Source organism: Pseudomonas sp. TE3911 (assembly GCF_054062775.1).
Window position 1 is genome coordinate 2186251 of the sequence record NZ_JBSSFP010000001.1, and the last position, 23257, is coordinate 2209507.

General features: G+C 54.6%; 20 protein-coding genes and 2 pseudogenes. 13 read left to right on the forward strand and 9 right to left on the reverse strand.

The genetic code is table 11. The annotated features are described in order from the left end of the window. Positions 1 to 54: 54 nt before the first annotated feature. Complete coding sequence (locus tag ACVWXD_RS09970; protein ID WP_457370944.1) at positions 55 to 1041, reverse strand: hypothetical protein; 987 nt, start codon at positions 1039 to 1041, stop codon at positions 55 to 57. Positions 1042 to 1642: 601 nt separating this feature from the next. Here ACVWXD_RS09970 and ACVWXD_RS09975 point away from each other — a divergent pair. From ACVWXD_RS09975 to ACVWXD_RS10020, 10 genes are all read left to right on the forward strand, one after another. Next, on the forward strand, positions 1643 to 1981 hold the full coding sequence (locus tag ACVWXD_RS09975) for a hypothetical protein (RefSeq protein ID WP_457370945.1): 339 nt from the start codon (positions 1643 to 1645) through the stop codon (positions 1979 to 1981). Positions 1982 to 2465: 484 nt separating this feature from the next. Further along, positions 2466 to 2780, forward strand: a complete 315-nt coding sequence (locus ACVWXD_RS09980) for a hypothetical protein (protein WP_029293943.1) — start codon at positions 2466 to 2468, stop codon at positions 2778 to 2780. A 513-nt stretch (positions 2781 to 3293) separates the two neighbouring features. Next, positions 3294 to 4283: an aldo/keto reductase gene (locus tag ACVWXD_RS09985; RefSeq protein ID WP_457370946.1), complete on the forward strand. Its 990-nt coding sequence runs from the start codon at positions 3294 to 3296 to the stop codon at positions 4281 to 4283. Then, the gene (locus tag ACVWXD_RS09990) at positions 4280 to 4870 is read left to right on the forward strand and encodes a flavodoxin (protein WP_457370947.1); all 591 of its coding nucleotides are present in this window, start codon (positions 4280 to 4282) and stop codon (positions 4868 to 4870) included. Before ACVWXD_RS09985 ends, ACVWXD_RS09990 begins: the two co-directional genes overlap by 4 nt. A gap of 24 nt (positions 4871 to 4894) precedes the next feature. Further along, positions 4895 to 5887: an aldo/keto reductase gene (locus tag ACVWXD_RS09995; RefSeq protein ID WP_457370948.1), complete on the forward strand. Its 993-nt coding sequence runs from the start codon at positions 4895 to 4897 to the stop codon at positions 5885 to 5887. A gap of 62 nt (positions 5888 to 5949) precedes the next feature. After that, a complete protein-coding gene (locus tag ACVWXD_RS10000; RefSeq protein ID WP_457370949.1) occupies positions 5950 to 6417 on the forward strand; it encodes a (R)-mandelonitrile lyase in 468 nt (155 codons plus the stop codon). 228 nt (positions 6418 to 6645) lie between these two features. Next, positions 6646 to 7419, forward strand: coding sequence for a carboxymuconolactone decarboxylase family protein (locus ACVWXD_RS10005; protein WP_457370950.1), 774 nt, complete (start codon positions 6646 to 6648; stop codon positions 7417 to 7419). Positions 7420 to 7540: 121 nt separating this feature from the next. Continuing rightward, on the forward strand, positions 7541 to 8485 hold the full coding sequence (locus tag ACVWXD_RS10010) for an alpha/beta hydrolase (RefSeq protein ID WP_457371582.1): 945 nt from the start codon (positions 7541 to 7543) through the stop codon (positions 8483 to 8485). 49 nt (positions 8486 to 8534) lie between these two features. Further along, on the forward strand, positions 8535 to 9587 hold the full coding sequence (locus ACVWXD_RS10015) for an alpha/beta hydrolase (protein WP_457370951.1): 1053 nt from the start codon (positions 8535 to 8537) through the stop codon (positions 9585 to 9587). Between the two features lie 81 nt (positions 9588 to 9668). Then, positions 9669 to 10562, forward strand: coding sequence for a LysR family transcriptional regulator (locus ACVWXD_RS10020; protein WP_457370952.1), 894 nt, complete (start codon positions 9669 to 9671; stop codon positions 10560 to 10562). Positions 10563 to 10729: 167 nt separating this feature from the next. Here the strand turns inward: ACVWXD_RS10020 and ACVWXD_RS10025 are convergent. Further along, positions 10730 to 11605, reverse strand: a pseudogene (locus ACVWXD_RS10025) (DNA-binding protein). Between the two features lie 78 nt (positions 11606 to 11683). Here ACVWXD_RS10025 and ACVWXD_RS10030 point away from each other — a divergent pair. Then, positions 11684 to 12880, forward strand: a complete 1197-nt coding sequence (locus tag ACVWXD_RS10030; protein ID WP_457370953.1) for a site-specific integrase — start codon at positions 11684 to 11686, stop codon at positions 12878 to 12880. A 269-nt stretch (positions 12881 to 13149) separates the two neighbouring features. Here the strand turns inward: ACVWXD_RS10030 and ACVWXD_RS10035 are convergent, their stop codons facing one another. The 4 genes from ACVWXD_RS10035 to ACVWXD_RS10050 are packed head-to-tail and all read right to left on the reverse strand — an operon-like array spanning position 13150 to position 18080. Then, complete coding sequence (locus tag ACVWXD_RS10035) at positions 13150 to 13647, reverse strand: Mov34/MPN/PAD-1 family protein (protein WP_457370954.1); 498 nt, start codon at positions 13645 to 13647, stop codon at positions 13150 to 13152. After that, the gene (locus ACVWXD_RS10040; protein ID WP_457370955.1) at positions 13644 to 15437 is read right to left on the reverse strand and encodes a HesA/MoeB/ThiF family protein; all 1794 of its coding nucleotides are present in this window, start codon (positions 15435 to 15437) and stop codon (positions 13644 to 13646) included. Before ACVWXD_RS10040 ends, ACVWXD_RS10035 begins: the two co-directional genes overlap by 4 nt. Further along, positions 15434 to 16576: an SMODS domain-containing nucleotidyltransferase gene (locus ACVWXD_RS10045; protein ID WP_457370956.1), complete on the reverse strand. Its 1143-nt coding sequence runs from the start codon at positions 16574 to 16576 to the stop codon at positions 15434 to 15436. The genes ACVWXD_RS10040 and ACVWXD_RS10045 overlap by 4 nt, the downstream gene beginning before the upstream one ends. A 4-nt stretch (positions 16577 to 16580) precedes the next feature. Then, positions 16581 to 18080, reverse strand: coding sequence for an SAVED domain-containing protein (locus ACVWXD_RS10050; protein WP_457370957.1), 1500 nt, complete (start codon positions 18078 to 18080; stop codon positions 16581 to 16583). A gap of 408 nt (positions 18081 to 18488) precedes the next feature. On the opposite strand from ACVWXD_RS10050, the gene ACVWXD_RS10055 reads away from it, so the two are divergent. Both ACVWXD_RS10055 and ACVWXD_RS10060 read left to right on the forward strand, forming a co-directional pair. Continuing rightward, on the forward strand, positions 18489 to 18707 hold the full coding sequence (locus ACVWXD_RS10055; RefSeq protein ID WP_421560483.1) for a hypothetical protein: 219 nt from the start codon (positions 18489 to 18491) through the stop codon (positions 18705 to 18707). Positions 18708 to 18814: 107 nt separating this feature from the next. Continuing rightward, positions 18815 to 19057: pseudogene (locus tag ACVWXD_RS10060) on the forward strand (IS3 family transposase); the annotation flags it as partial. A 73-nt stretch (positions 19058 to 19130) separates the two neighbouring features. Here the strand turns inward: ACVWXD_RS10060 and ACVWXD_RS10065 are convergent. From ACVWXD_RS10065 to ACVWXD_RS10075, 3 genes are read right to left on the reverse strand one after another with little or no spacing between them, the layout of a single operon-like run. Next, positions 19131 to 20537, reverse strand: a complete 1407-nt coding sequence (locus ACVWXD_RS10065) for a hypothetical protein (protein ID WP_457370958.1) — start codon at positions 20535 to 20537, stop codon at positions 19131 to 19133. Beyond that, complete coding sequence (locus ACVWXD_RS10070) at positions 20534 to 21520, reverse strand: ATP-binding protein (RefSeq protein ID WP_421560481.1); 987 nt, start codon at positions 21518 to 21520, stop codon at positions 20534 to 20536. Before ACVWXD_RS10070 ends, ACVWXD_RS10065 begins: the two co-directional genes overlap by 4 nt. Before the next feature lie 4 nt (positions 21521 to 21524). Beyond that, on the reverse strand, positions 21525 to 23213 hold the full coding sequence (locus tag ACVWXD_RS10075; RefSeq protein ID WP_457370959.1) for a hypothetical protein: 1689 nt from the start codon (positions 23211 to 23213) through the stop codon (positions 21525 to 21527). Positions 23214 to 23257 lie beyond the last annotated feature (44 nt).

The window sequence follows — 23257 nt, forward strand, 5'->3', positions numbered from 1 at the left end:
GGAGCTAATCTAATGGTTCCGCTTTTTTGTCCATGGTTCTGAAAAAGCTGTGGTTCAGAACGGTATATCATCGTCGAAGGTGGCTGTAACTTTCTGTAGAGGCAAAGCGCTCTTTGGTAATGGCAGATTCGTAACAATGAAAAGATTGAGTATGTCGTCTCTGTCCATAAACATGATCTGAGAGCGCTTCGTGGCATCGAGCTTGTTGCCTATCCAGTTTCTTGCCTGTTTTGTTATCTCGCCGCCCGCGACGATGAATGCGTGGTCAACTAAGACTCGTCGGTTCAGTTCCGAATCGAAAATCTCGTGGCCAAGCATCATGTTCACCTGATTGTGAATCTCGGCGACATTCGATGACCCAGGTTTTCCTACGCCCGCTGAATCTAGCTTGCCCTTTTTTGCTTGGATACCGAAGTAGAGGACATGGAGAGTCGGCAGGGTATATTTCATCCACACGTCCTTGCCGTATTCCAACGCCTTGTCTTTGTGACCCGTTACAGTTACGCGATGGAACCCGAGCTGACGGAATAACGGTAGCAGCACCTCCTCGATCAACTCATCTTCAGAGCACTTGTCAAGGTATGTGGTGAGTAGCTCTCGGCGTTCCATCTCCGCTGGTGTCAGCGGGCGATGCGGGTTCGCCATCTGCGCAATGGTGTTAGTGGCATTGTGGCGCAATTGGCAGAGGCCGTGCTCGTCGAAGAACGCTTCCCAACCTTCGCGCACTAGCACAGCGTTAAGCGCGGCAAGCGCTTTGCTCCTGTCCGGATCGCCCTCCTGCGCGTCGCCCTTGTCGAGAGTTGCACGGATGATCCGAATGAAAGCATCAGGTGGAACCGAAGGACTGGCATGCGGGAGAGCCAACACCTCCTCCAGTCTGCTTGCAACCCATGCCCAGCGGGTTGAACCATCGTGGGTGTAATCTAAGTCACAATCTTGAAAGAACTCAGTGATGTAACTGCTTGAACGATACCGAAAGTGCTCAGAGTCGCCACAAACAATGTGGGCGAGTTCTCTGATATTCCTGCTCTTCCATTTCATTTGAGTTCCTTAGATTAGGCGGAGTGAGGCTGAAGCACAGCAGACATAAGACAGTCAGCAGATAATGATCGCCAGATGTGGGTAGATAGCTGCCGCCGACAATATAGGGTCGTCAGCTTTTTCAGTTATCGATTGAGCATAGCTTCCCATCGGCCCCCTCGCTTCGCTGGCACGAAAGGCTTCCAAGCCTGGCCGTTATCGCAATTTCTAAGGCGACACACCATTTAGTGTAGTGCTTCTATCAACCTTCTCCGTGCTGACTCAGACCAGACCCCGTTCAGGATTCTGGACCACCCGCAAACTGGGGACCCGATGCGATTCAGTCGTTTTGTGACTGACCGCTTTTGGCCGATTACTGCCTTTCGAGAGGGGCAGCGATGGGTCGAATGCGTTCGTAGGGGAGCCAACTCAATGATAGGGATTCGAACCCCTTCTAACGAGTCTATAGGCCGCTTCTGCCCTGCAAATACAATGTTTCAGCTCCTTTCCAGTGGCCTCAAACGGTCTATGACGGCCCTGGATTTTCCCTAGTTTTGCCCTAAGCTTTAATCCTTAGGTATATCGTCATGCCTCATAAGGAGCATGACCCGAGGAGGGCTCAATGAGCGAAGAGATAGATGTATTGAAACAGCTGCTTGACAAAGGCCATTTGGATAACGAAGACGCAAAGGTTAGCGGAATAGCCAAGCTTGCCGTGGACAAAGGGTTCGCCCAGTTGAGTGCCCTTCAAAAGGCAGTCATTACGCCCCATCTCCAGAGGGCATGTGAAGGCGTGACGGACCCAGGCGGCTACCATAACGATTGCCAGGTAGTCCTAGAAGGTAAAGAGCTAGCAACAGCGCTGGAACAAGAGGCGTACTACGGGGCCGCTCTCTGCGAAAACTGCATCAACGAGACCGAGCAGTACTCGAACGAGTGGGACCGCATCCAAAAGGAATAAACCGCTCAGTGCAGCACACCCCGATTGTGTAGGGGTATGGAAAGAATTTTGGGAGATAGGCCCGTGGCTGCTGGCTGTAATGCGTGCATGCATTCGGTTACATAAACGTATATTTGGCATTGGATGGCATTGATTGGCGTATGGTTTGCCCCATTTTTGCCCAACGCTCGGCGCTCAATGCTCTACAGAGTCGATCCGTCCGATGATGGATTGGAACTACTAAACCAAAGAGCCTTTAAAAAAAAGGCCTACAGCTAACCCAGCTTTAGCTCGTACCACTTATGTACCAGTGGACTCCTTTCGATCCATACCTCCGCCCTGACTAGCCGCCTTAGGCATCAGGCAGATAACGGTGGCAACGGGCAAAAAACATCTAGCAGGAGTCACTGGACACATATGCCGTCGGTCGTTAGCCTCGACGTCGCCGACATTCCGGTGTCTCACAAAGCCTTCATGCAGCTAAAAGTCAGGAGCTGGCACAACTTTGGCATACGAAATTCACATTGTCAGATCGACGGAAATAGCTCTTGAAGAATGGCGATTACTTTGCGCCAGTGACCCATCATTGAAGCTAGAAAACGAGTTAACTCGCAGGAATCCTGTCACGGGTGAGACCATTGTTTTCAGCGGGAAGAATTCAGCAACTTGGACCTCTCCACTAACACAGCAGCAGTATTTCTTTGACTATCGCAGGGGGATGATTTCCTTCGTCTACAGTGATGCAGCGATCTTAAAGGCCAAGGAAATTGCGAAAGCACTTGCAGCCAGTGTTGAAGGCGATGAAGGCGAGGCATATTGAAAAATATGCTTGATGTCGGATGTGCTCTCGCCTCCTATCAGTGAACTTCACCTGCTAGCTGCTGAGAGGCAGCTATGGGTCGATTGCTGCCAGTCAGGCGCAAAATCACCAGCTTTATCGGTGATGGATTGGACGCAGTACTCCCCAAACCTCCCACAAGCCCTGCATGCAAAGCACTGTGCACCAGCTCCCGTAGCAATCCCTAAGCAATCACCTCTTGATCAGCGCGCCTCTAAGCCCAGAGTTTACGGTCCCGTTAAGCAAGCCAAACGATGCTCAATGTAAGCTTGTACGACAGACTGCTTTCGGCCAAAAGCGGACGATCAAGAGAGTGTCAGATTTTTTGTGTACGGGCGGTGATGGCCTACCGTGAGGCAGGCCTTCATTCGACAGTCGCCACCTAGCCTTTTCTGGAACTGATGAGCAAACCTCATGAAGCCTTGCCGATTTACCCGTCTAGTCCTCAGTCGTTAGCGCGCTTACTGTTCTCCCCACGCCCAACGGGAGATCAACATGCACAAACGCACACTCGGCAACAGTTCACTCGAAGTATCCGCCCTCGGCCTTGGCTGCATGGGTCTGAGCCATGGCTATGGCCCAGCCACGGATACCGAACAAGCCATCGCACTGATCCGCTCAGCCGTTGAACGAGGCGTCACGTTCTTCGATACCGCCGAATTCTACGGCCCCTATATCAATGAGCAAGTAGTCGGCGAGGCGCTGGCGCCAGTTCGCGACCAGGTCGTGATCGCTACAAAATTCGGCTTCGCCGTCGGCGCCGACAATACAAAGCAGACTCTGGACAGCCGTCCCGAACGTATTCGAATAGCCGTCGAGGGTTCGTTGCGCCGACTGAAAACCGATTACATCGATTTGCTCTACCAGCACCGCGTCGACCCGGACGTGCCGATCGAGGACGTCGCCGGTGCGGTGAAAGATCTGATTGGCGAAGGCAAGGTCAAGCACTTCGGTCTTTCGGAGGCCGGAGCGCAAACCATTCGCCGAGCGCATGCAGTGCAACCAGTCACGGCGCTGCAGAGCGAATACTCGCTGTGGTGGCGCGAGCCCGAGCAGGAAATCCTACCCACCCTTTGGGAACTGGGCATCGGCTTCGTGCCGTTCAGCCCATTGGGCAAAGGTTTTCTCACCGGCACAGTGTCGGCCGAGGCCACTTACGGCAGCGATGACTTCCGCAGCATCGTCCCGCGTTTCAGCCAGTCCGCGCTGCAAGCCAATCAGGGACTCGTCGTGTTGATTCGTCAGATCGCCGCGCAGAAACAAGCCACACCGGCGCAGATCGCTTTGGCCTGGCTACTCGCGCAGGCACCGTGGATCGTACCGATTCCGGGGACGACCAAACTGCATCGCCTGGAAGAAAACCTCGGCGGCGCGGACATCACGCTCGACGCCGTCGAACTCAAGGCCATTGATACGGCGCTGGCGCAGATTCGCATCGAAGGCGAGCGTTATCCCGAGGCACTCAAGGCGCGCGTCGGCCGATGAGCCACGATCACGATCCGCTGCGGCGCACCGTTATCGCGGCACTGGCCAGCGCCCCAATGCTGTCGCTCGCCGACACGCAAAGCGCCAGTGAAACACCGCGCTCAGGCTCGCGGATTCTGGTCGCGTACTTCTCGCGCTCGGGCAATACCCGCGTGGTCGCCGGGCTGATCCAGCGTGGACTGGGTGCCGATCTGTTCGAGATTCGCCCGGCCCACGCCTACCCCGAGGACTATCTGCAAACCGTGGAGCAGGCACGCCAGGAGCGCGACACCGGCTTCGAACCCGAGCTGCAAAACAGGGTTCACGCCCTCAGCGACTACGACACGATCTATCTGGGTTTTCCGATCTGGGGCGAAACCGCGCCACCGATCGTGCGCGCATTCCTCAGCGCCCACGACCTGACCGGCAAGACCCTCATCCCCTTCAACACCCATGGTGGATATGGCCTGGGCAACAGCCGCAGTGTGCTGGTCAAGCATGCGCCGAAGGCCAAAGTGCTGGAGGGTTTTGTGATGGAGGGCGAGCAGGAACGCAAAACCATGGAGCGCGTGAACGGCTGGCTGAACGATCACCCTCTCACGCATTAATCGAATTTTGTACGGAGTAACTTCATGAAAATCCGCACGTTGGGCAATGGCCTGGAAGTGTCCGCATTGGGTCTTGGCTGCATGAGCATGACGTCGGCCTACGGGCCGGCAGCCGACCACGCCAGCATGATCAAGCTGATTCGCTCGGCCCACGAGCAAGGCGTCACCTTGTTCGACACCGCCGAAGCGTACGGCCCGTTCGCCAATGAAGAGCTGCTTGGCGAGGCCTTGCAGCCGATCCGCGAGCAGGTCGTCATCGCCACCAAGTTCGGCTTCGATATCGACCTGATCACCGGCGCACGTGGCGGCGGCACCAACAGCCGCCCGGAGCATATACGCGCCGTGGCCGAAGCGTCGTTGAAGCGTCTGCGTACCGATTGCATCGACCTGTTTTATCAGCACCGCGTTGATCCCCAGGTACCCATCGAAGACGTGGCCGGCACCGTCAAGGATCTGATCGCCGAGGGCAAGGTCAAGCATTTCGGCCTTTCTGAAGCGGGTGTGGAAACCATTCGCCGGGCCCACGCGGTGCAACCGGTCACGGCGGTGCAGAGCGAATATTCGCTGTTCTGGCGTGGCCCGGAACTGGAACTGCTAACCGTGCTGGAAGAACTGGGAATCGGCTTCGTACCGTTCAGCCCGCTGGGCGCCGGTTTCCTCACCGGTCAGATCGACGAGCACACGCAGTTCGAAGCGAGCGATTTCCGCAATTTCGTCCCGCGCTTTTCCCCTGAAGCGCGCAGGGCCAATCTGGCGTTGGTCGATGTGGTGAAAGCCGTCGCGCAACGCAAACACGCCACGCCGGCGCAAGTGGCGCTGGCCTGGTTGCTCGCACAGAAACCGTGGATTGTGCCGATCCCGGGCACGACCAAACAGCATCGCCTGGAAGAAAACCTGGGCGCGGTCGAGCTGCAATTGACCGGCGACGATCTGCGCGTGATCAACGAGCAGATGGCGCAGATTCAAGTGCACGGTGAACGTCTGCCGGAGTCGGCACTGAAAATGACCGGACTCTGAGTCTGCCCAACGCGGCGCCATGTGCGGCGTCGCTTTCCCTGTCTGACCGGAGAACCAATCCAATGAACCGATTGATTGCGCCACTCGTTGCTTTTTCACTGATGGCGGCAGAGTCCCAGGCCGCTGGCGAAATCCGAATCACGCCAAACGGCTCGCAGCCCTCGGTCAAGGGCGCGGCGCAAAATTTTACCGGCACGGTGCGCGTTGATGGCCTGTTCAAGGGCGAACCGCCGGCGCGCATCGGCGGCGGCACAGTGACCTTCGATCCGGGCGCACGCACGGCGTGGCATACCCATCCACTGGGCCAAACGCTGATCGTCACCGCTGGTGTCGGCTATGTGCAGCAAGAAGGTGGCCCGCGTCAGGAGATTCGCCCGGGCGACATTGTCTGGATCCCGCCGCACACCCGCCATTGGCATGGTGCCTCCGCCAGCAACGGCATGACCCACATCGCCATCGCGGAAGCCGAGGACGGCAAGACTGTCACTTGGGCAGAACAGGTTTCAGAAGCGCAATACGCTGACCAATGAAGTTACGGAATGTGTCGAGACTTCCCGCCGGCACTTTCGCAAAAAATCGGCTAACGACGTCAAGGCCCCACACCAGCGGGGCCGCGTCAGGATTTCAGCGTTTAGCGCCGAGCTGATTCATGAGTTCTGCTCAGGACTCCATGCGCATTTTCGGGGTTAATCGCCCCAACCATCCTCCGTACGATCCAGCGACACCGCAGTGACCTGCAATGGACGGAGCCTTTCACGATGACCACTGACCCACGCAACCGCACTGCACTCCCCGCACTCATGGCGCTCTGCCTGAGCTTCGGGGCGATGTTCAGCATTACCACTCAAGCAGCCGAGGCATCGCAAACCATGAGCAGCACGCCAGTCAGCGCAGCAACCCTGTCGAGTAAACAACAAACCATTCCACTGATCGCCGCGTTCATGGCGACCAGCGACATGCCCAAGCTCAACGCAGCGCTCAACCAAGGACTCGATGCTGGGCTGAGCATCAGCGAAACCCGGGAAATTCTCGTGCAGCTTTACGCCTACGTCGGTTTCCCGCGCAGCCTCAACGCCTTGAACGAGCTGATGACCGTGGTGCAGGCGCGCAAACAACGCGGCATCGAAGATGCGCCGGGGCGTGAGCCGAGCCGGGCGATTCCCACCGGTGATGAGCTGCTGGCCGCCGGCACCGCGAATCAAACGAAGATCTCGGGCGCTCCGGTCAAAGGCCCGGTGTTCGAGTTCGCGCCGGTGGCCAACCAGTTTCTGCAAACCCACCTGTTCGGCGATATCTTCGAGCGCGACAACCTCGACTGGCAAAGCCGCGAACTGGCGACCGTCGGCGCGCTGGCAGCGACGCCGGGCGTGGAATCGCAATTGCGCTCGCACATGGCGGCGAGCCTGCGCGTCGGGCTCAGCGCGGCACAGTTGCGCGAGGTCACTGAACTGCTGAAAAAACACGACGATGCGCAGACAGCTGAGCGGGCCAACGCCGCGCTGACACAGGCCCTCGCTGCCTCGGGGAAATAACATGAAAACTGCAAAGCATTGGCTGAGCGTCACGTTGTTGAGCCTGTTGGCGGCGTGCGCAAACCAACCCGATGGCCCGTTACTGATTCAGAAGCAAGGCAGCTTCGCCGCCGGCGGAACGATGACCACGGCACCGGGCACCTTCAACCCCCGCCAACCGATGACGCCCAATGGCCAGACTTACCATGGCGACCACGCCTACGCCTTCTACCAGATCCCGGTGGACGCGCGAAAACTGCCCATCGTCATGTGGCACGGTGCGGGTCAGTTTTCCAAGACTTGGGAAACCACCGCCGATGGCCGCGAAGGTTTTCAGAACATTTTTCTGCGTCGCCATTACGGCGTTTATCTGATCGATCAACCACGGCGTGGCGACGCCGGGCGCAGCATGGTCGAGACCACAATCAAACCGGTGCCGGACGAACAACTGTGGTTCAACCAGTTCCGCATCGGCCTGTGGCCCCGCTACTTCAACGGCGTGCAAGTGGCACAGGACGCCCAGACCCGCGAGCAGTTTTTCCGCGCGATGACGCCGAACACCGGACCGTTCGACATGGGCGTGGTCTCTGATGGCGTGTCGGCGCTGTTCGACAAAATCGGCCCGGGGATTTTGTTCACCCATTCGCAAGGTGGCGGGCCGGGCTGGTTGACGGCGATCAAGAACGACAAGGTCAAGGCTATCGTGGCGTTCGAACCGGGCAGCAGCTTCGTGTTTGCCGAAGGTGAAGTGCCGGCGCCGATCCCCAGCGCGTTCGACACCGTGCAAGGCGCAGCGGTGCCGATGCCGCAATTCATGGCGCTGACGCGCATTCCGATTCTGATCCTCTACGGCGACAACATCCCTGAACAGGCCGTCGACCTGCCCGCGCAGGACAGTTGGCGCGCGCGCCTGAAGATGGCCCGCCTGTGGCGTGATGCGGTCAATCGCCACGGCGGCGATGTGCGCCTGATCCATCTGCCGGAGATTCGCATCCACGGCAACACCCACTTCCCCATGTCGGATCTGAACAACGTGCAGATCGCTGACCTGGTGGCGGAATTCCTCAAAGAAAAACAGCTGGACTGACCCGCCCTTCGTTTGAACTGCCGCCCTTTTTATTGCTCAGGAGCTTCACGTGAAAAACACCCTCAAAGCCACGTTCATGTCGGCACTGGTCGGCCTCTCGGGCGACGAAGCCTTGGCCGCCGACTACAAAAAGAACCCGTTCACCCTCGCCTACGACGGCGCGATCAGCAAGAACGAAGCGGGCAAGGTCAACATCCACCCGGTCAGCTACACGCTGAATGGTCTGAACATCGCCGCCAACGTTTACACCCCGGCCAATTACGATGCGAAAAAGACCTACCCGACCGTGGTGGTTGCGCATCCAAATGGTGGCGTGAAAGAGCAAGTCGCCGGTCTGTATGCACAGCGCCTGGCCGAACAGGGCTACATCACCATCACGGCCGATTCGGAGTATCAGGGCGCCAGCGGTGGTCAGCCGCGCAGCATCGATAAACCGGCGTATCGCATCGAAGACATCCACGGCATGGCCGACTTTATCAGTCAGTTTACCGGCGTCGATAACAAGCGTCTGGGCCTGCTCGGCATCTGTGGCGGCGGTGGTTATTCGTTGGCGGCGGCGCAAACCGACAAACGCTTCAAATCGCTGGCGACGGTGAGCATGTTCAACTCGGGTCGGGTTCGCCGCAAGGGCTACAACGACTCGCAGATGGACAGTATTGGGCAACGTCTGCAACAGGCTTCGGCGGCCCGTGCACAGGAAGCGGCCGGTGGCGCGGTGTTGTATTCCGGAGATGCCAACCTGACGGATGAGCAAATCGCCAAGTTGCCGTTCGAACTCTATCGCCAAGGTTACGAGTATTACTGGAAGACCCACGCGCACCCCAACTCGACCTTCAAATACACCACCAGCAGCCTCCTCGACCTGATGCGTTTTGACGCCACCGACCATATCGAGCTGATCAATCAACCGTTGCTGATGATCGCCGGCAGCAAGGCCGACAGCCTGTACATGACTCAGGATGCGTTCCCCAAAGCCACCGGCACCACCGACAAGGAAGTGTTCATCCTTGACGGCGCCACGCATATCGAAACCTATTGGGTGCCGCGTTATGTCGATGCGGCGATCGGCAAACTGACGGATTTTTACGCACGCACCCTGTGATCAGCGCGCCGAGGGTCGCGCATACGTGCGCGACCTGCTTTCATGGAATAATCACGCGCTCCTCATGAGAGGTTCTCATCAATGTCCCGCCCCAATCTCAACGACCTGCAAGCCTTCGTGGTCATCACCCGCGAAGGCAGTTTTACCCGTGCTGCTGCGCAACTGGGCGTTTCGCAGTCAGCGCTGAGCCACACTTTGCGGGCACTGGAAACCCGGCTGGGCGTGCGCTTGCTGACGCGGACTACGCGCAGTGTTTCACCAACGGAGGCGGGCCAACGCCTGTATCAAGCGATGGCGCCGCGCTTTGAAGAAATTGAACTGGAACTGGCGGCAGTCAGCGAGTTTCGCGACACCCCGGCCGGCAATGTGCGGATTCAGGCGTCCGAGCATGCAGCGAACAATATTCTCTGGCCGAAGCTGCTAAAGGTGCTGCCCGACTACCCGGACATCAAGGTCGAAATCACCGTCGATTACGCCCTCGCCGACATCGTCGCGCAGCGCTATAACGCTGGTGTCCGACTGGGCGATCAGGTGGCCAAGGACATGATCGCCGTGCCGATCGGACCATCGCTACGCATCGCCGTTGTCGGCTCACCGCAGTATTTCCAGCATCGGCCTTACCCGATGGAACCGGGAGATTTGGCGGAGCACAACTGCATCAACTTGCGCCTGCCGACTCACGGCAGCCTGATGCAATGGGATTTCGAAAAGGATGGCCACGAACTCAAGGCCCGCGTCGAAGGCCAATGGACATTCAACAGCAGCGTGCCAATTTTGCGTGCGGCCGTAGCGGGATGTGGCTTGGGTTTCCTGCCGGAGGACATGGTGGCCAAGGAGCTTGCCGACGGTAGCCTTGTACGGGTGTTGGAAGATTGGTGTCAACCCTTTGCAGGTTACCATCTCTACTACCCCAATCGCCGTGAACATTCGTCAGCGTTTGGCGTTGTAGTTGAGGCGCTACTCTACAAGAGCTGAGTCATCGACTTTCAAGGCGTCTGAATTTTCCCCGCCCCCTCAAACCGTGAATGAGCAGATGATTTTGATCGACTGCGTCGGGCGCGACCGGCTGCAATGGGTGGCTTACTGTTGATTATGAATGGCAGCTATTGGCTGTTACCTGCCATCTGTGAACAGAAGCGCTTTTAGACTTTGGCGTCGGTTGACGCCAAGTTTTTTCGGGCTCTTGGCTTACCCTTTGTATCAGGCACCTTGCGTATCAGAATCAACTGCTGCTCCAGCGTTTCTGACCGCGCCAACTGAGCCGCGGTGCGCTGCTGAGCTTGGCTGAGCTCGCTCTGGGACGACTCCAGCTTTCGTTGCAACTCATCGTTGTTTCGGCTGGCTGCCTTTAACTGGATTACCGCGGTTTTGACCTCCTCCCAGGCGCGATCAATCTCGCGTTAGGTCCGATCCTCAACTGAACGCAGATAGGTTTCCTGAGCGGTTCGATCCTTTTCATGTTTCTGTCGCAACGCCTGAAGATCCTGCTGAAGCGCGTGGTTTTGCTGTTGGATATCATGCCCATCACGCAACAGTACATTACGCTGCCGCTGCAATTCCTCAGCCTGTTTCGTGCGCTCTTCAAGAAGCAGCTCCAGATCCGCTAAGCGAGTCTCGCTAACTTGCTGTGCCGTCTGCGCGGCCATCGTATGTTGCCGAGCGAGCGCGGCGTCTTGACGCACCTGATCCTCGACGGAGGCGACGCGCTCGCGTTCGGCAGCCATGACCTGACGTTGTTCGGACAGTGCCTGCTCAGCAACGCTTTTTGCCAGATGGAGCGCCTGTTGCCACACGGCAACAAAGGCCTGTGACACTTCACCGGGTAATGTCGGCAAGCGATTCTCACCGCTCAGCCGTTCGGCCAGGCGTGCCCACCATTGATCGAGTAGTCCGCCAACCCGGGCCGGGCTCCCGCGCCCCAGATGCAGGCGTACGCGTTCGACCGTCGGCCGCTCACCGCGCGCCAACACCGCGTCCGCGGCCGCAAACACATCATTTTCCGGCACGCCTACCGCCATGGTTCACCTCGGGCTATATTAGGTCTGATAATAGAATGTTATCCGACCTTATCTTTCAAAATATGGATTTAAAATACGTTGAACGTACTAAATATTACGAACGAGATTTCGCAGGTCGACGAAACGCCGTTGGACCTGCATTTTCTGACGCTCAACGCACAGGAAGCAGCTGCAGCTTTCATTGCCGCCGGCACGGCGGATAACACTGTGCGTAGCTATCGCAGCGCCCTCGCCTATTGGTCGGCGTGGTTACAACTGCGCTACGGACACGCGCTAAGCGATGCGCCATTGCCCGCCGCAGTGGCGGTCCAGTTTGTGGTTGATCACCTCGCCCGTCCGACGGACGACGGCAGATGGGTGCATTTATTGCCAGCATCCATTGATGCTGCGCTTATCCGCGCAAAGGTCAAAGCCAAGCCGGGTGTGCTGGCCTACAACACCGTCAGTCATCGACTTTCGGTACTGGGCAAATGGCATCGACTGAATAGCTGGGATAGCCCCACCGATGCACCGGCGCTCAAGAGCTTGCTACGCGAGGCACGCAAGGCGCAGTCACGTCAGGGGCTATCGGTGCGTAAGAAGACCGCCATCGTACTTGAGCCTCTACACGCACTGCTGGCCACCTGCACCGATGGTCTTCGCGGTCAGCGAGACCGAGCCCTCCTCCTGCTGGCTTGGAGCGGCGGTGGCCGACGGCGTTCCGAGGTGGTGAATTTACAAATTAGCGATGTACGCCAGCTGGATACCGACACCTGGCTATATGCACTGGGTGTGACCAAAACCGATACCGGCGGGATTCGTCGGGAAAAACCACTCCGCGGACCTGCGGCCGAGGCGCTAACGGATTGGCTAAAGGCTGCGCCCGCAGAGTCAGGGCCCTTGTTTCGGCGCATGCATAAAGGTGATAAGGTCGGAGCAAGAGGTTTGTCGGCCGACCAGGTAGCGCGGATTGTTAAGCGTCGTGCAGTGCTGGCGGGCTTGAATGGGGATTGGGCGGCACACAGCTTGCGTTCAGGGTTTGTGACCGAGGCCGGCCGTCAGGGAGTGCCTCTGGGTGAAGTGATGGCGATGACTGAACATCGAAGTGTGAGTAGCGTAATGGGCTACTTCCAAGCCGGTGCACTACTCGAAAGTCGAGCCACGACCTTACTCAAATCGTCACCAATTGATGATCACGGGACCCCGGAGGGCCTACACGTTGGTGCAAACGAGGATACCGAAAATTCTATGTTATCCGGAGTGCGTATGGGCTCTCCTTCCGTGCAACCTAGCTAGTCACAAACTTCCGTGCTCCGTTGGCTGCGGACTTTCATCCCTCGTATTCTAAATGTGGACGGATGCAACCGCTCCGCCCTTCTCATCTTATTAAAATCTAGACCTACCAGCGACTGTTTTTGGCCATTTTATTGCCTGGCGCCGCCGACCACTATGGGTCGTTCTCTGCCGGTCATGGTCACGATTTGTGTAAATCAAATCCGATGCAAATGACCGGTCAGGTCTAATGCCAAGTGGGTGGGGAAGCCTGCGCAATCACTCACCTACGTTTAAGGATGCGTTGGATTTAATCTGACGCTTGGATCCTTACTCGGGAAAACGGTGACACTTAGCGTGACTTTTTCTGGTGGCTGCCCTCCTAGAATGATTAGGATCGGCTCACGGCATGAGTAATTTGAATTGGCAGCAATGGATCGCATAGCACGTATGTCGGGGCCACTCGGTTCCGGTGAACCTCCCGGATGGAAGTGCCATTCACCTACGTAATGAAATCCTTCTTTCCAACGGGAGGCGAGTATCTCTTTCAGTCCAACAGCTCCGCGTTGGAAGGTTGTAGTGCTGAAAATCGAGTCCTTAGGACACGATGTAATCTCTGTGATTAGAGCGAGAGATTGGTCACTCGTGTACCGACCGATCAAGATGCCGCCTGTTTCGTTTGTACCTGCCTTGATGCAGTCATTTACCATAGTGCTCCAGGCCGCGAGCTCAAGGTTCACAGCGTACTGAGTATCAGGACATGTGAAGTAGAGCGGAGTGGACGTCTTCATTTTCTGCGCTCGACTGTACCATCTGACATCTGTTGAAAATATTCGTAGCGTCGTCCCGGATTCAGAATCGCCCTACGTATGAATTTGGTACCAATCGCCCCCCAAAGATGCACATCGTCGGCGGTCGCTGGAAAGACGGCATGCCAGCATCCAATGCCTTCAATCTGTGCATCTGCCTCGTTGAGCGCCGGGCTTGGCGAGTCGGCGAATTGAGCTTTGGCATCTACGGCCGGAAAGCTCGTTTCGGAAGCCGCATAGGCAAACAGCCCCTCCGCTCGCCAAGTCATGGCCAGGCTCACAAACAGCTTTTCACTCTGCCAATTGAACAAAGCAAGTGCATCCAATACTTCGTCGTCTCCCGTGCAGTCAATGATCACGTCATAGCTTTTGACCGCTTGCTTGAGTTGTTCGTTTCGCGGAGGAAATACGGTATCGAACGGTCTCACTTTAGCGTCTGGCATACATTGATTTAGGTGATCTGCCAAGGCGGTGGCTTTCTTGTGGCCTACACTTGGCATGGAGAGCGTATGGCGGCTGAGATTGCCCATCATCAGCCAGTCGAAATCCAAAATGCCCATTTCGCAAACGCCCATGCGAAGGAGGTTTTCTGCAACTGCGCTCCCGAGTGAGCCTGCCCCAATCAGCAGAATCCGGCGCTTGCAGATTTCGTTCTCCGCAGCGCCTCGCGTTCGTAGTTGGTCCGGTGCCCAGTTGGCTGTTCGAAGCCAAGCCAAGGGCTGCATGGATGTTGCAATCTCGGCGTCCCACTGGCGGTGGTTGCGCTCGCATGCCCTAAAACCATTTCTCAACGTCGTTTTGCTGGCGAGATCGGGGCAGTTAACAGAGAGCCAATGTAATCGGGATGGAGCAACTCCGAATCGCTCGGCGATCGGGAACCCCAGGAGCAGAATCCGGGGTGGATCTGTACGAGGGCTCTTTCTAGCGGCCGCACCAATTTCAACAAGTATCTGTTTCAGATTGACTTGGTCCGCTGCCAGTCGCTGGCTCAGCTCCGACCAGGTCGAAGGCACTTGCCAGGGATGTAGGATCGGAATCTCAGGCAGGACGATCCATACGGCATCCGATACACGTCCTTTGGTTCGCATTGAGGATGACCATTCCAAGGACCTGATGATTTCACCATCGCTTTGGTCGAAACTCTTTATGAACCGTGTGTTGCTGGTTCCTTGAAGGCGAGCAGTGCTTGCATAGCCCCAAGTCGCTTGACGACTTAACCAATGTGGCAGCTCGGCAGCGAGTTCACGAAATGCCAATAGAGGAAATAGCGATTGTTTAGGCAGGACTGGCAGCTCAAGTGGGTCTCCTGCTACGAGGAGTGCGTCAGTAGCCGCCGCGTCAATCCAGACTAGTAATCGCTGCAGCAACCAGAGTAAGCGTTCAGCTAAGTCTCGGGGTTCGTCCGACCAGTTGCTACGATTGAAAACGTCAACGGGCTTTTCTAGACACGGTTTTCCGAGTCTCCAAGCACGTGCGGGGGCTACTTCACCGTTGCAATCCTGATGTGGAAAAGTAGCGCTGATGCCATGGGTAGCGTCAGGATAAACGTGTGCAACCTCCCCATTCAAAGTTGCCCAGACCACTAGGTGCCAAACCGACTCGAGAGGCATAAAGTCGGTCTCAGGTACCGAAAGACATGCAGTGAACCTGAGCGACCATTCTTCTTCTGAATGCTGAACCCAACTGCTGTCAGTGTAGGTGCGTGCATCGTTGTTGATGGCATCGACAACGGACAGCAAAACTTGGGGCGTCACCGATTGAAGAGCCGTCAAGCGAATCGCTCAGTTTTTTCAGGCTTGGCAGGCTGAGTTGGGGCCGTGAATCCGCCACTCGATCTGTCACCACCCTGAGGCCCAGGCAACGGGAATTTGCTTCCCAGCAGATTCCGCCAGAGTTGTCCGCTCTCCTTAGCGTCTGTGCTATCCAATGCTTCCCGTGCAACCTTGGCTGCTTCACACACCGCCTTATAGAAAGCCTTGAAATCCTCAACCGGCAGACGTGCTAGAACGTTATGTTCGGGGACGCCATGGTCCGCAAGCGTAGGTACTACGTTGAGTAGGTCATAGGTGTACCAGGTATCTCTGAAACGCTCCAATGCTTGGACCAAGCCTGTTGCCATGGAGCTGGTTCCTTCGGCCAGGACATGCCCGATCATGTGCTCCAGTGGGTAGCCCTTCGGGTACTTAGGAAGCCTGTCTGCGTTATCCTGACGCCACCACTTGACCGTTCGAACCAAATTTACGTAGTGACCGTTACACGCTCGATTTTTTGCAGCTGTCCATTGAATCTGAGCCAGGGGGTGAGTGCGCCCCCATTCTCCGGCATCACGGTCAGGAAGAAACAGCGGATGGGGCTTCCATTCGTCAATTGGGGCGTCTTGAAGTGGTGCTGCATTCCCGAGCAATCCGCTTGGCGGTGCCCAACTGCGGTTCAATCGCCAACTACCCTCTTCTTCAAGCGAGTTGGTAGTCAGTACCGCTTGTGAACGATACAGCTGCTCCATAAGACGGTGGCCGGAGCCATCAATTGGGAGGGCTGTTATTACTAGGTCTAGATCCACATACGAAAGCTCGATTCCGAAAGAGCGTCCTTGCGGTCGCCATTTGCCCTTGTAGTAACGTTCCAAGAACGGCTCGAAAAGGTCCATGGCCTCTTTCGGCGTGAGGCGGTTGTAGTCGAGGTTAGTCACAACGACGATGTCGACGTCCGGCCGTTTCTCACCCAAAGGACGGATGGCGGTCGACCTGCGGACGCTGCCCTGTAGAAAGGTGGCAACTACGATATCCTTGAGATCCACATCGGCCTCGAGGCGGCTCCGCAAGGTCTTCGATCCTACCTTCCAATCTTCCTGCTGTGAGGCCGTTGGCCGGATGCTGGTGAGAAACTCCGCAAACTGAGGTTTGAGTTCCATGTCCTTAGACCTTGAAGGTGGGGTGATAGGAGCCGTCGATGCGTCGGTTGAAATCAAATTCGTAGAAGATGCAGAAACCCATGGATTCAGCATGTTGACCCACGAAAAAATTTACAGCATTCGGGGCCGCGCTGAAGACATGCACATTGGCTCCAAACGGAATTCGGGCTTTCGCCACTGCATTGGCCACGTCATCCGCAAGGCGGGCAGCATGGGCTCCACCAGCCACAGAGCCTTGGCCGGCGCCGCCCGGGGGGGTAATGTTTAAAATCCTTCCGATGCTTGTTTGCTTGGTAATCACATAATCCCGCACATCATCCATGGCATCTCTTGAAAAGCTCAATACGAGCGCGATGTCTGGGCCATCATGCAGTTGTTCAACAGTCACATTGGCTGTGCCCTTGTCTTTTCCATCATCTGCTCGCCAAACGGTCGTCCCTGAGCGCCCCTTTTGGACAAGCTCAACGTTCAGACCTGACTTCAACCCGAGGCATCGGCCTGCCAGAAATGCGATAGAGGTATGAACATCCAAGAATAGTCGAATGCGTCGGTCAGACTGCTTTACTCGCGCTAAGAAGGACTCGACTAATGGCTGGACAGCCGAGGTCCAGTCTGCCCCGGGCTTAAGGTGGCGACCGTCGAAGTGCTGCAGAAGCGAGAGAGTATTTTCCGGGAGAGCATCTATTCGGTCCGTTGGCCCATCGGTGAATGAGCGCAGGGCCACGTTGAGGAAGTCTTCAGGTGGATCGGCGCGTAGCCAGCCTTCAACTTTACAAAGCGTGTCGAATTGCTCACGGGTAAACTGGTAAAGACCTTTGCTCTTTAGTGCACGAGCCGCAGCATCGAAGCGAAACTCTGAGGTGTCATAGCAACCGATCAGACCAACGACGCGGAAGCGAAGGTTTACCTCCTGCCGTAACTGTTCCAAAGAGCGCTGCGCTGTAGCGATGTGGAGGCCCATCAATATTTTCTTTAACTCGTCGTCCGACGAGAGCTTGAGATGTTCGCGCCATAGCTTTCGTACTTTGCCCATTCTGCTGCGGTCGGTTTTACCCTCCCAGAGTTTATCCAGTCGTAGGGAGTGGTCTACAGCCGAAATAATCTCACTCAGAGGATCGTCGTCTTTGACGCTATCAATCGTGACGAGGTGGAATGCCGAACGATCAGGAGCGTTCTCTTTGGCTTGCTTCAATCGTTCTAATAGGGATACGGATTCGGCGCCGATAAAGGCGGGGTCTATGAGATCGGAATAGCCGAAACGACCGGCGCCCGTGACATGGAATTTGATCTGATGATAGTCCACTGAAATGCGCGTGGGCCCGCTGCTGACTCGAGGAGGGTCATAGCGGATGATTACGTCGTCGAACGCTTTGGGACCGTCCGCCTCATACGAAACCTCGATCACGTGTGACTGATCCGGATCCCTTAAGGCGGATGCGTGTACCCAGAAGAAGCGCGCTTGGTAGTCATGTCCGTGCCATCCAGCCGATACCGAGTTGGCCATGCTCAATTCCCTAAGTGGCGTACCGGCAAAACGCTATCGCTTCTACGTTTTATAATCAAGCCGGATTGCACGTTCTCGATCGCTAATTGCTTTGTTAGGTAATTGCATAGACTTGCCCATGCATTTGCGTTCGATCTGACCAACCATCTTCATCGGATTTGACCAGCAAGCTACGTGGCCATGACAGTCAGAGAACGACCCGTTGCATTTGGTCGTAACCGGCAGAAGTTGACCGATGGCTGGCGGTCATAGTTGCCAAGGGCGGATTCATACGTTGCGAATGGCTGGTAGACTGCAAATAGGCCGTCAATTCATTTTAATATCATTATGTTAGCGAATCTGGACACATGGCTCCAGCCAGCGGAGAAGTCAGCTAGTCTTCCCACACCAGTCACTCAGGACGATCCCATGCCAAATAACTCTGAAGCGAACATAGCCACAGCGGACGCTCTCACACTGTTACTGCACAACCAGCACGCGTTAGCGGCGGCCCTCGAAGAAGTGACCAAATGGATCTCAGAGAACGGAGTTGAAAGTGTCGCCGCTAACGCAGTCGGGGCCATGGACACGCTGGATAAGAATGCACGAGCCATCACAAATGCAATTATGCGCCTACGCCAATTATAGACCTCACCTAACCCCCGGCGCCCCTTGCAGCTACCGAAATGATTCTGCAAAATCCACCCTCAATCTATCACTCGAGTCGCTGGATCTGATCATTTGAGATGTAAGGACGGCTATTTCGCCAGCGGTTGTGGCGATACCATATGCGCCAGAGCATGAGTCAACGAGGAAACTGAGGCGATAACGCACCAATAGAGCGGGTACTCCGCAGCTAGAAAACAGAATGGATACCGACCTTGGGCTATCGATCTGCGCAGGAAGCACTGCGCGATGTCAGCCGCTTCTTGAGGCATCGTTACAACTGGATTTGGCCTCACCAATTCAACTATGGGTGGGCGGTGGCGCGGGCCTAGGAAAACTTAACTTCGTATTATTAATTAGTTGATCACTACATACGGGGCAGCGCTCATGCTAGAATAAGAATTTTCAGATATAGACCGTTTCAGACTTTGACCGGCCGACAGCACTGGTAAAGTAAAGAAATAAAAACTCTTCCCGCCTGAGATTCGCGTAGCCTATATCATTTGGCGCGCCGCTATGGATCATTTCTTTAGTTCCTCGAAAACAGCACCGTTTTTTACTTCGGGCCGCCAACGACACGTGTGATATATAATAACCATCTTCGATATCGGAATCAGGTTTCCGCAGGAAGAAAGAATAGGGAGGCCTGAAAAATTCCGCCCCCCGCTCAATTCGGATATGCACCCTAATACTATTAGCGCCCGAGAAATTGTCGGTACAAAATTCCACGGCGGACCACGCCGCATGAAACGATATCCATCCGCGTAACAAAAACGTACGGAGGTCCAGCCCCACTGTATTCCTGTAGAACTCCCGCCCCGGGGAATAAGGATTGATTTTAGGACTATTTAAGTCAGCCATCGTGTATAAATTCAAAAAAGTTACGAGCCAAGTGTAGTAACCAAGAACGCAACTACAACGCCGCTCGCCAACAAGTGACGAGCAACTACTGACACCGAACCGCTTTATCAGGTTATGACATCGCTTGTGCTTTTTGACGTACAGATTAAAGACATGACGTCTGAGGGACTTCGCACAAGCGACTAAATTTTCGGAACTATCTGCGTCGTTTAACATATGCAGCATACGAACCCTCGCTACTGCCACCTTCGGAAAACCTATATCAATCGACGATTCTCCTACCAAGTTCTCAAGGTATCTCCAATAGATAAATAACGGCCTAGATGACCAATGAGCCGCCGAGTTACGTGCAATCTCCAGTAAATGAAGTCCAGAAACTTGCATGACTTTATTGATCCAAGATGTAATTTTCTGATTCCACTGATCCCACCGCAGCGCTGACACATGATCGAGTTTGGGTTGCGGGAATTTCTCGCCTCGGTACAGTTTCAAATGCTCGCAAAAGTACTCGTCCGACTGAAGTCTAGCGACGCCTGTGGGGGTCAACGCATTACTGCATGACTTGCAGGGTTGCAGCGTCAGGCTATGAATTGGACACTTCTCAAGCCAAGGAAAAAAAAACCAAGTCGAGTGAAATAACTGTTCGATGCACATAGAGCAGTGTCGAACTTCACTGAGCGCATGATTTTTTGGTGAACCAAAAGCAAGATCGACGAAAGCCGTACTGGCTGCCTTTTCAGAAATACCTAGAGCATAGCTAAATGAAGCTAGGTTAAACTGTTTGCTGCAAAACCAATTTACTCGATGCAAGGATGTTCCTGAAGCAGTCGATCCGACCAGTCTGTAATACTGCACAAGATTAATGTCGTTAATGAGCAGAAGTCGGACTTGCATCCCCCACGCTGATTCGTAGAGGTAGACGTGACGTGGAAAAGTCAGGACATATTTCATTTGCTTGCCCCTGGCCTTGAGGAAGATTGCACAAATTCCGCCATCATTGAGCGATCAATGGCCTCTTTGATATCCTCAATCCGAATTTTGAAATTAGTGCTGTCATTAGCTGACGCTCTGATCAGTAGGTTCTGGAGGGCGCGAAAGAGATGTTCAGTTGGAATGGGCACTCGCGCGGCGGCGGCATCAGTCACCGCTTGCCGGACAGCTGCATAAATGGAACTAGCGTAGTTACTTAGTCGAAAACCGCTAGCAAATGCCAAAGGTACGAAAAAGTTAGTATAAGAGCATCCCGACTCCGGCGGATAGATCAAGGTGGTATCATAATCCTGAAGAAGTTCGTTGAGCCATGTAGCACTATCGCAACCCTGAAACCTGACCCGCTGACTAAGAAATCTCGCAACAATCGCATCTTCCCCTGCGAGCCGAAATGCGCTTATCCGATTGGCGATATCAGGTTGTGCAAATCCGACTGAGGTGAGCGTTATTTCCGATAACTTAAAATGGTTTTGAATCATCTGGAGCACCTTAAACTGCGAAAGTGTAAGGCTTTGCAATTCATCTAAAATGAGCACAAAATGCGCTCCGCCACGGGCCAAGATTTCACATTCTAAGTGCTTTATCAGTCTATTACGTAGTTTGGATTGGCTCTCCCTATACTTTGGGAGTAGCCCAGTTGCATTAACCAATGTATTAACAATCGTATCGTCCTCGCTCATATCGCACGAAATATGGATCGCATATTTTTTAGGAAACTCCTGCTCGAGTAAAAATCTTACCATGGATGCAGATGCCGTCTTCCCCATGCGGGGTGGTCCGTCGAAACAAATGCTCGGATGTCCTAACCAAACACTTTCACGCACCCTTGCGTAAACACCTTGTATGGTGTTTGTAATCGCCTTAACTTTAGCCTCAACGACCGGATGCCCGTCAATCATGGAATTACGCTGATCGATGTTGGCGGGATCAAAAAAAATCATCATTGAACTACCCCTTGCTCAGAAGCTTTCTGAAATCCGGCATTTCTTTTTTCATCAGGGACTTGATTGGATCGCTGGTTGACGAAGCAACGGGCTGGGGCTCTGAGATATCTTCTGTCGCTATTTTTTCGTCATCTAATGCCCCCGCTCCCACCGCGAAGCTAAGATGCAAGTCATCCTTAATCTCATGCTTCAAACGATTGAACTCGCAACTGGTTTTCTTGCTATCTCGCTTATCTGCTCCAGCCTCCGGCGCTAACAACTGTTTATTAAGATAATTCAAATAATACTCAACCGGATCTTGCATTTCCTGGATGGTTGCGATTTTGTCAGCCAGCAACGAATTGATCTGTTGCCGAGTCTTGCGGCTATGTTTTGTCTTGGCCCACTTACCAGCCGCCATGAGGTGCCCTAGCGACTCACCATTTGGCAAATATGCCTCTACGACTCGCATATCTTCTTCATCTAGGAGGACGGTCAGGGTCTCTTTTGCGAGCCAGCTGGACTCTCTCAACAATGCGTTTGAATACCGCACCCGGTCGATGGTGATGTATGGCCTCATTCCTTTTTTTGGGTAGTAAATAACTTTGCAGGCTATTTTTACCTTGTAAGTCATTTTATCCTCCATCTTATCAGCCAGTAGTCGGCGGACAAGAAAGTTACCATTATCCATTCTAAGCTTTTGCTGGATAAATTCTAAAGGCGTTAAAAAACCTAATCCCTCGTTAGGCGTGGCGTTATATTGAGCGAAGTGATGGTAAGCCAGTTCCTCCACGATGTCGGATTCGATTTTATATGTTTTTGCGACTTTTTCTGCATCCCGTGCACGTCCTTTGGTTGGACTAGAGCCAGTAGTGCTAGGAAATCGTTGGAAGATTGCCTGCGTAACCCCTTCAAATGTTCGCTCTATATTTGGTCTGCTTTCAAAGTGACCTGGAGGACCATAGTTAAGTGCGAAGCCCGATTCCCGCCGCAGCACGGTAGATACTTTAGCTGATAAGTTACACAGCGCGTTGTCTGCCATCAGCACCGCGGGAAGAGCATGTGTCAACTCAGCGAACCGCTCGCTTGGATAACCAGCCTCACCTTGGATGAACATATTCAACTTATTGCTCGTTGGCGCTGGAAGCGTAGCGCCTAGGCTTCGCGTAATCAGCCTCACAACATCACTCGCAGTCACCTCAGGGCCATATACAATCAAAAACCATATAGCAGCTTTTGAACCTCTATCGACTAACGCGAGCAGATTTATTCTTTTTACCGTGAAGTAAGACAGCAAACTGTCTGCATTGCGTACTCCGACCACAAACTGCGCATCAATCTTATGGCTGTCAATTTCCCAAGCGTCGTATACCTCATCGAACCTGAGAGACGCCTCTCTGCCAGTGCCAACTGACAAATGCGCACGCGCAGCACTGTCGCCGTATACCCTCACCTGCTGGTCTGCATTCAGGTGGATGATTTCCTTCATGAAGGCTGAAATACTGCGTTGTCCTTGGTATCTCGTATTGAATGGCCACTCGGCGTCGGTTGCTCCTAGCTCCCTCAAACTGTCCCTGAATATTTTGCCGAGCTTCTTCGGAGCAATCTTGTACTCAAATACAGTTCCGGGGGGCTGATCTTTAGCTCTCGTCTTCAGTATCTTATTGACCAGTTTATCGTAAAGATCTGGATACTTTGAAAGGGTCTGATTCAAAACTCCAGCATAGCCAGACCTAGTGCCAGGGATGGGTTTTTTTT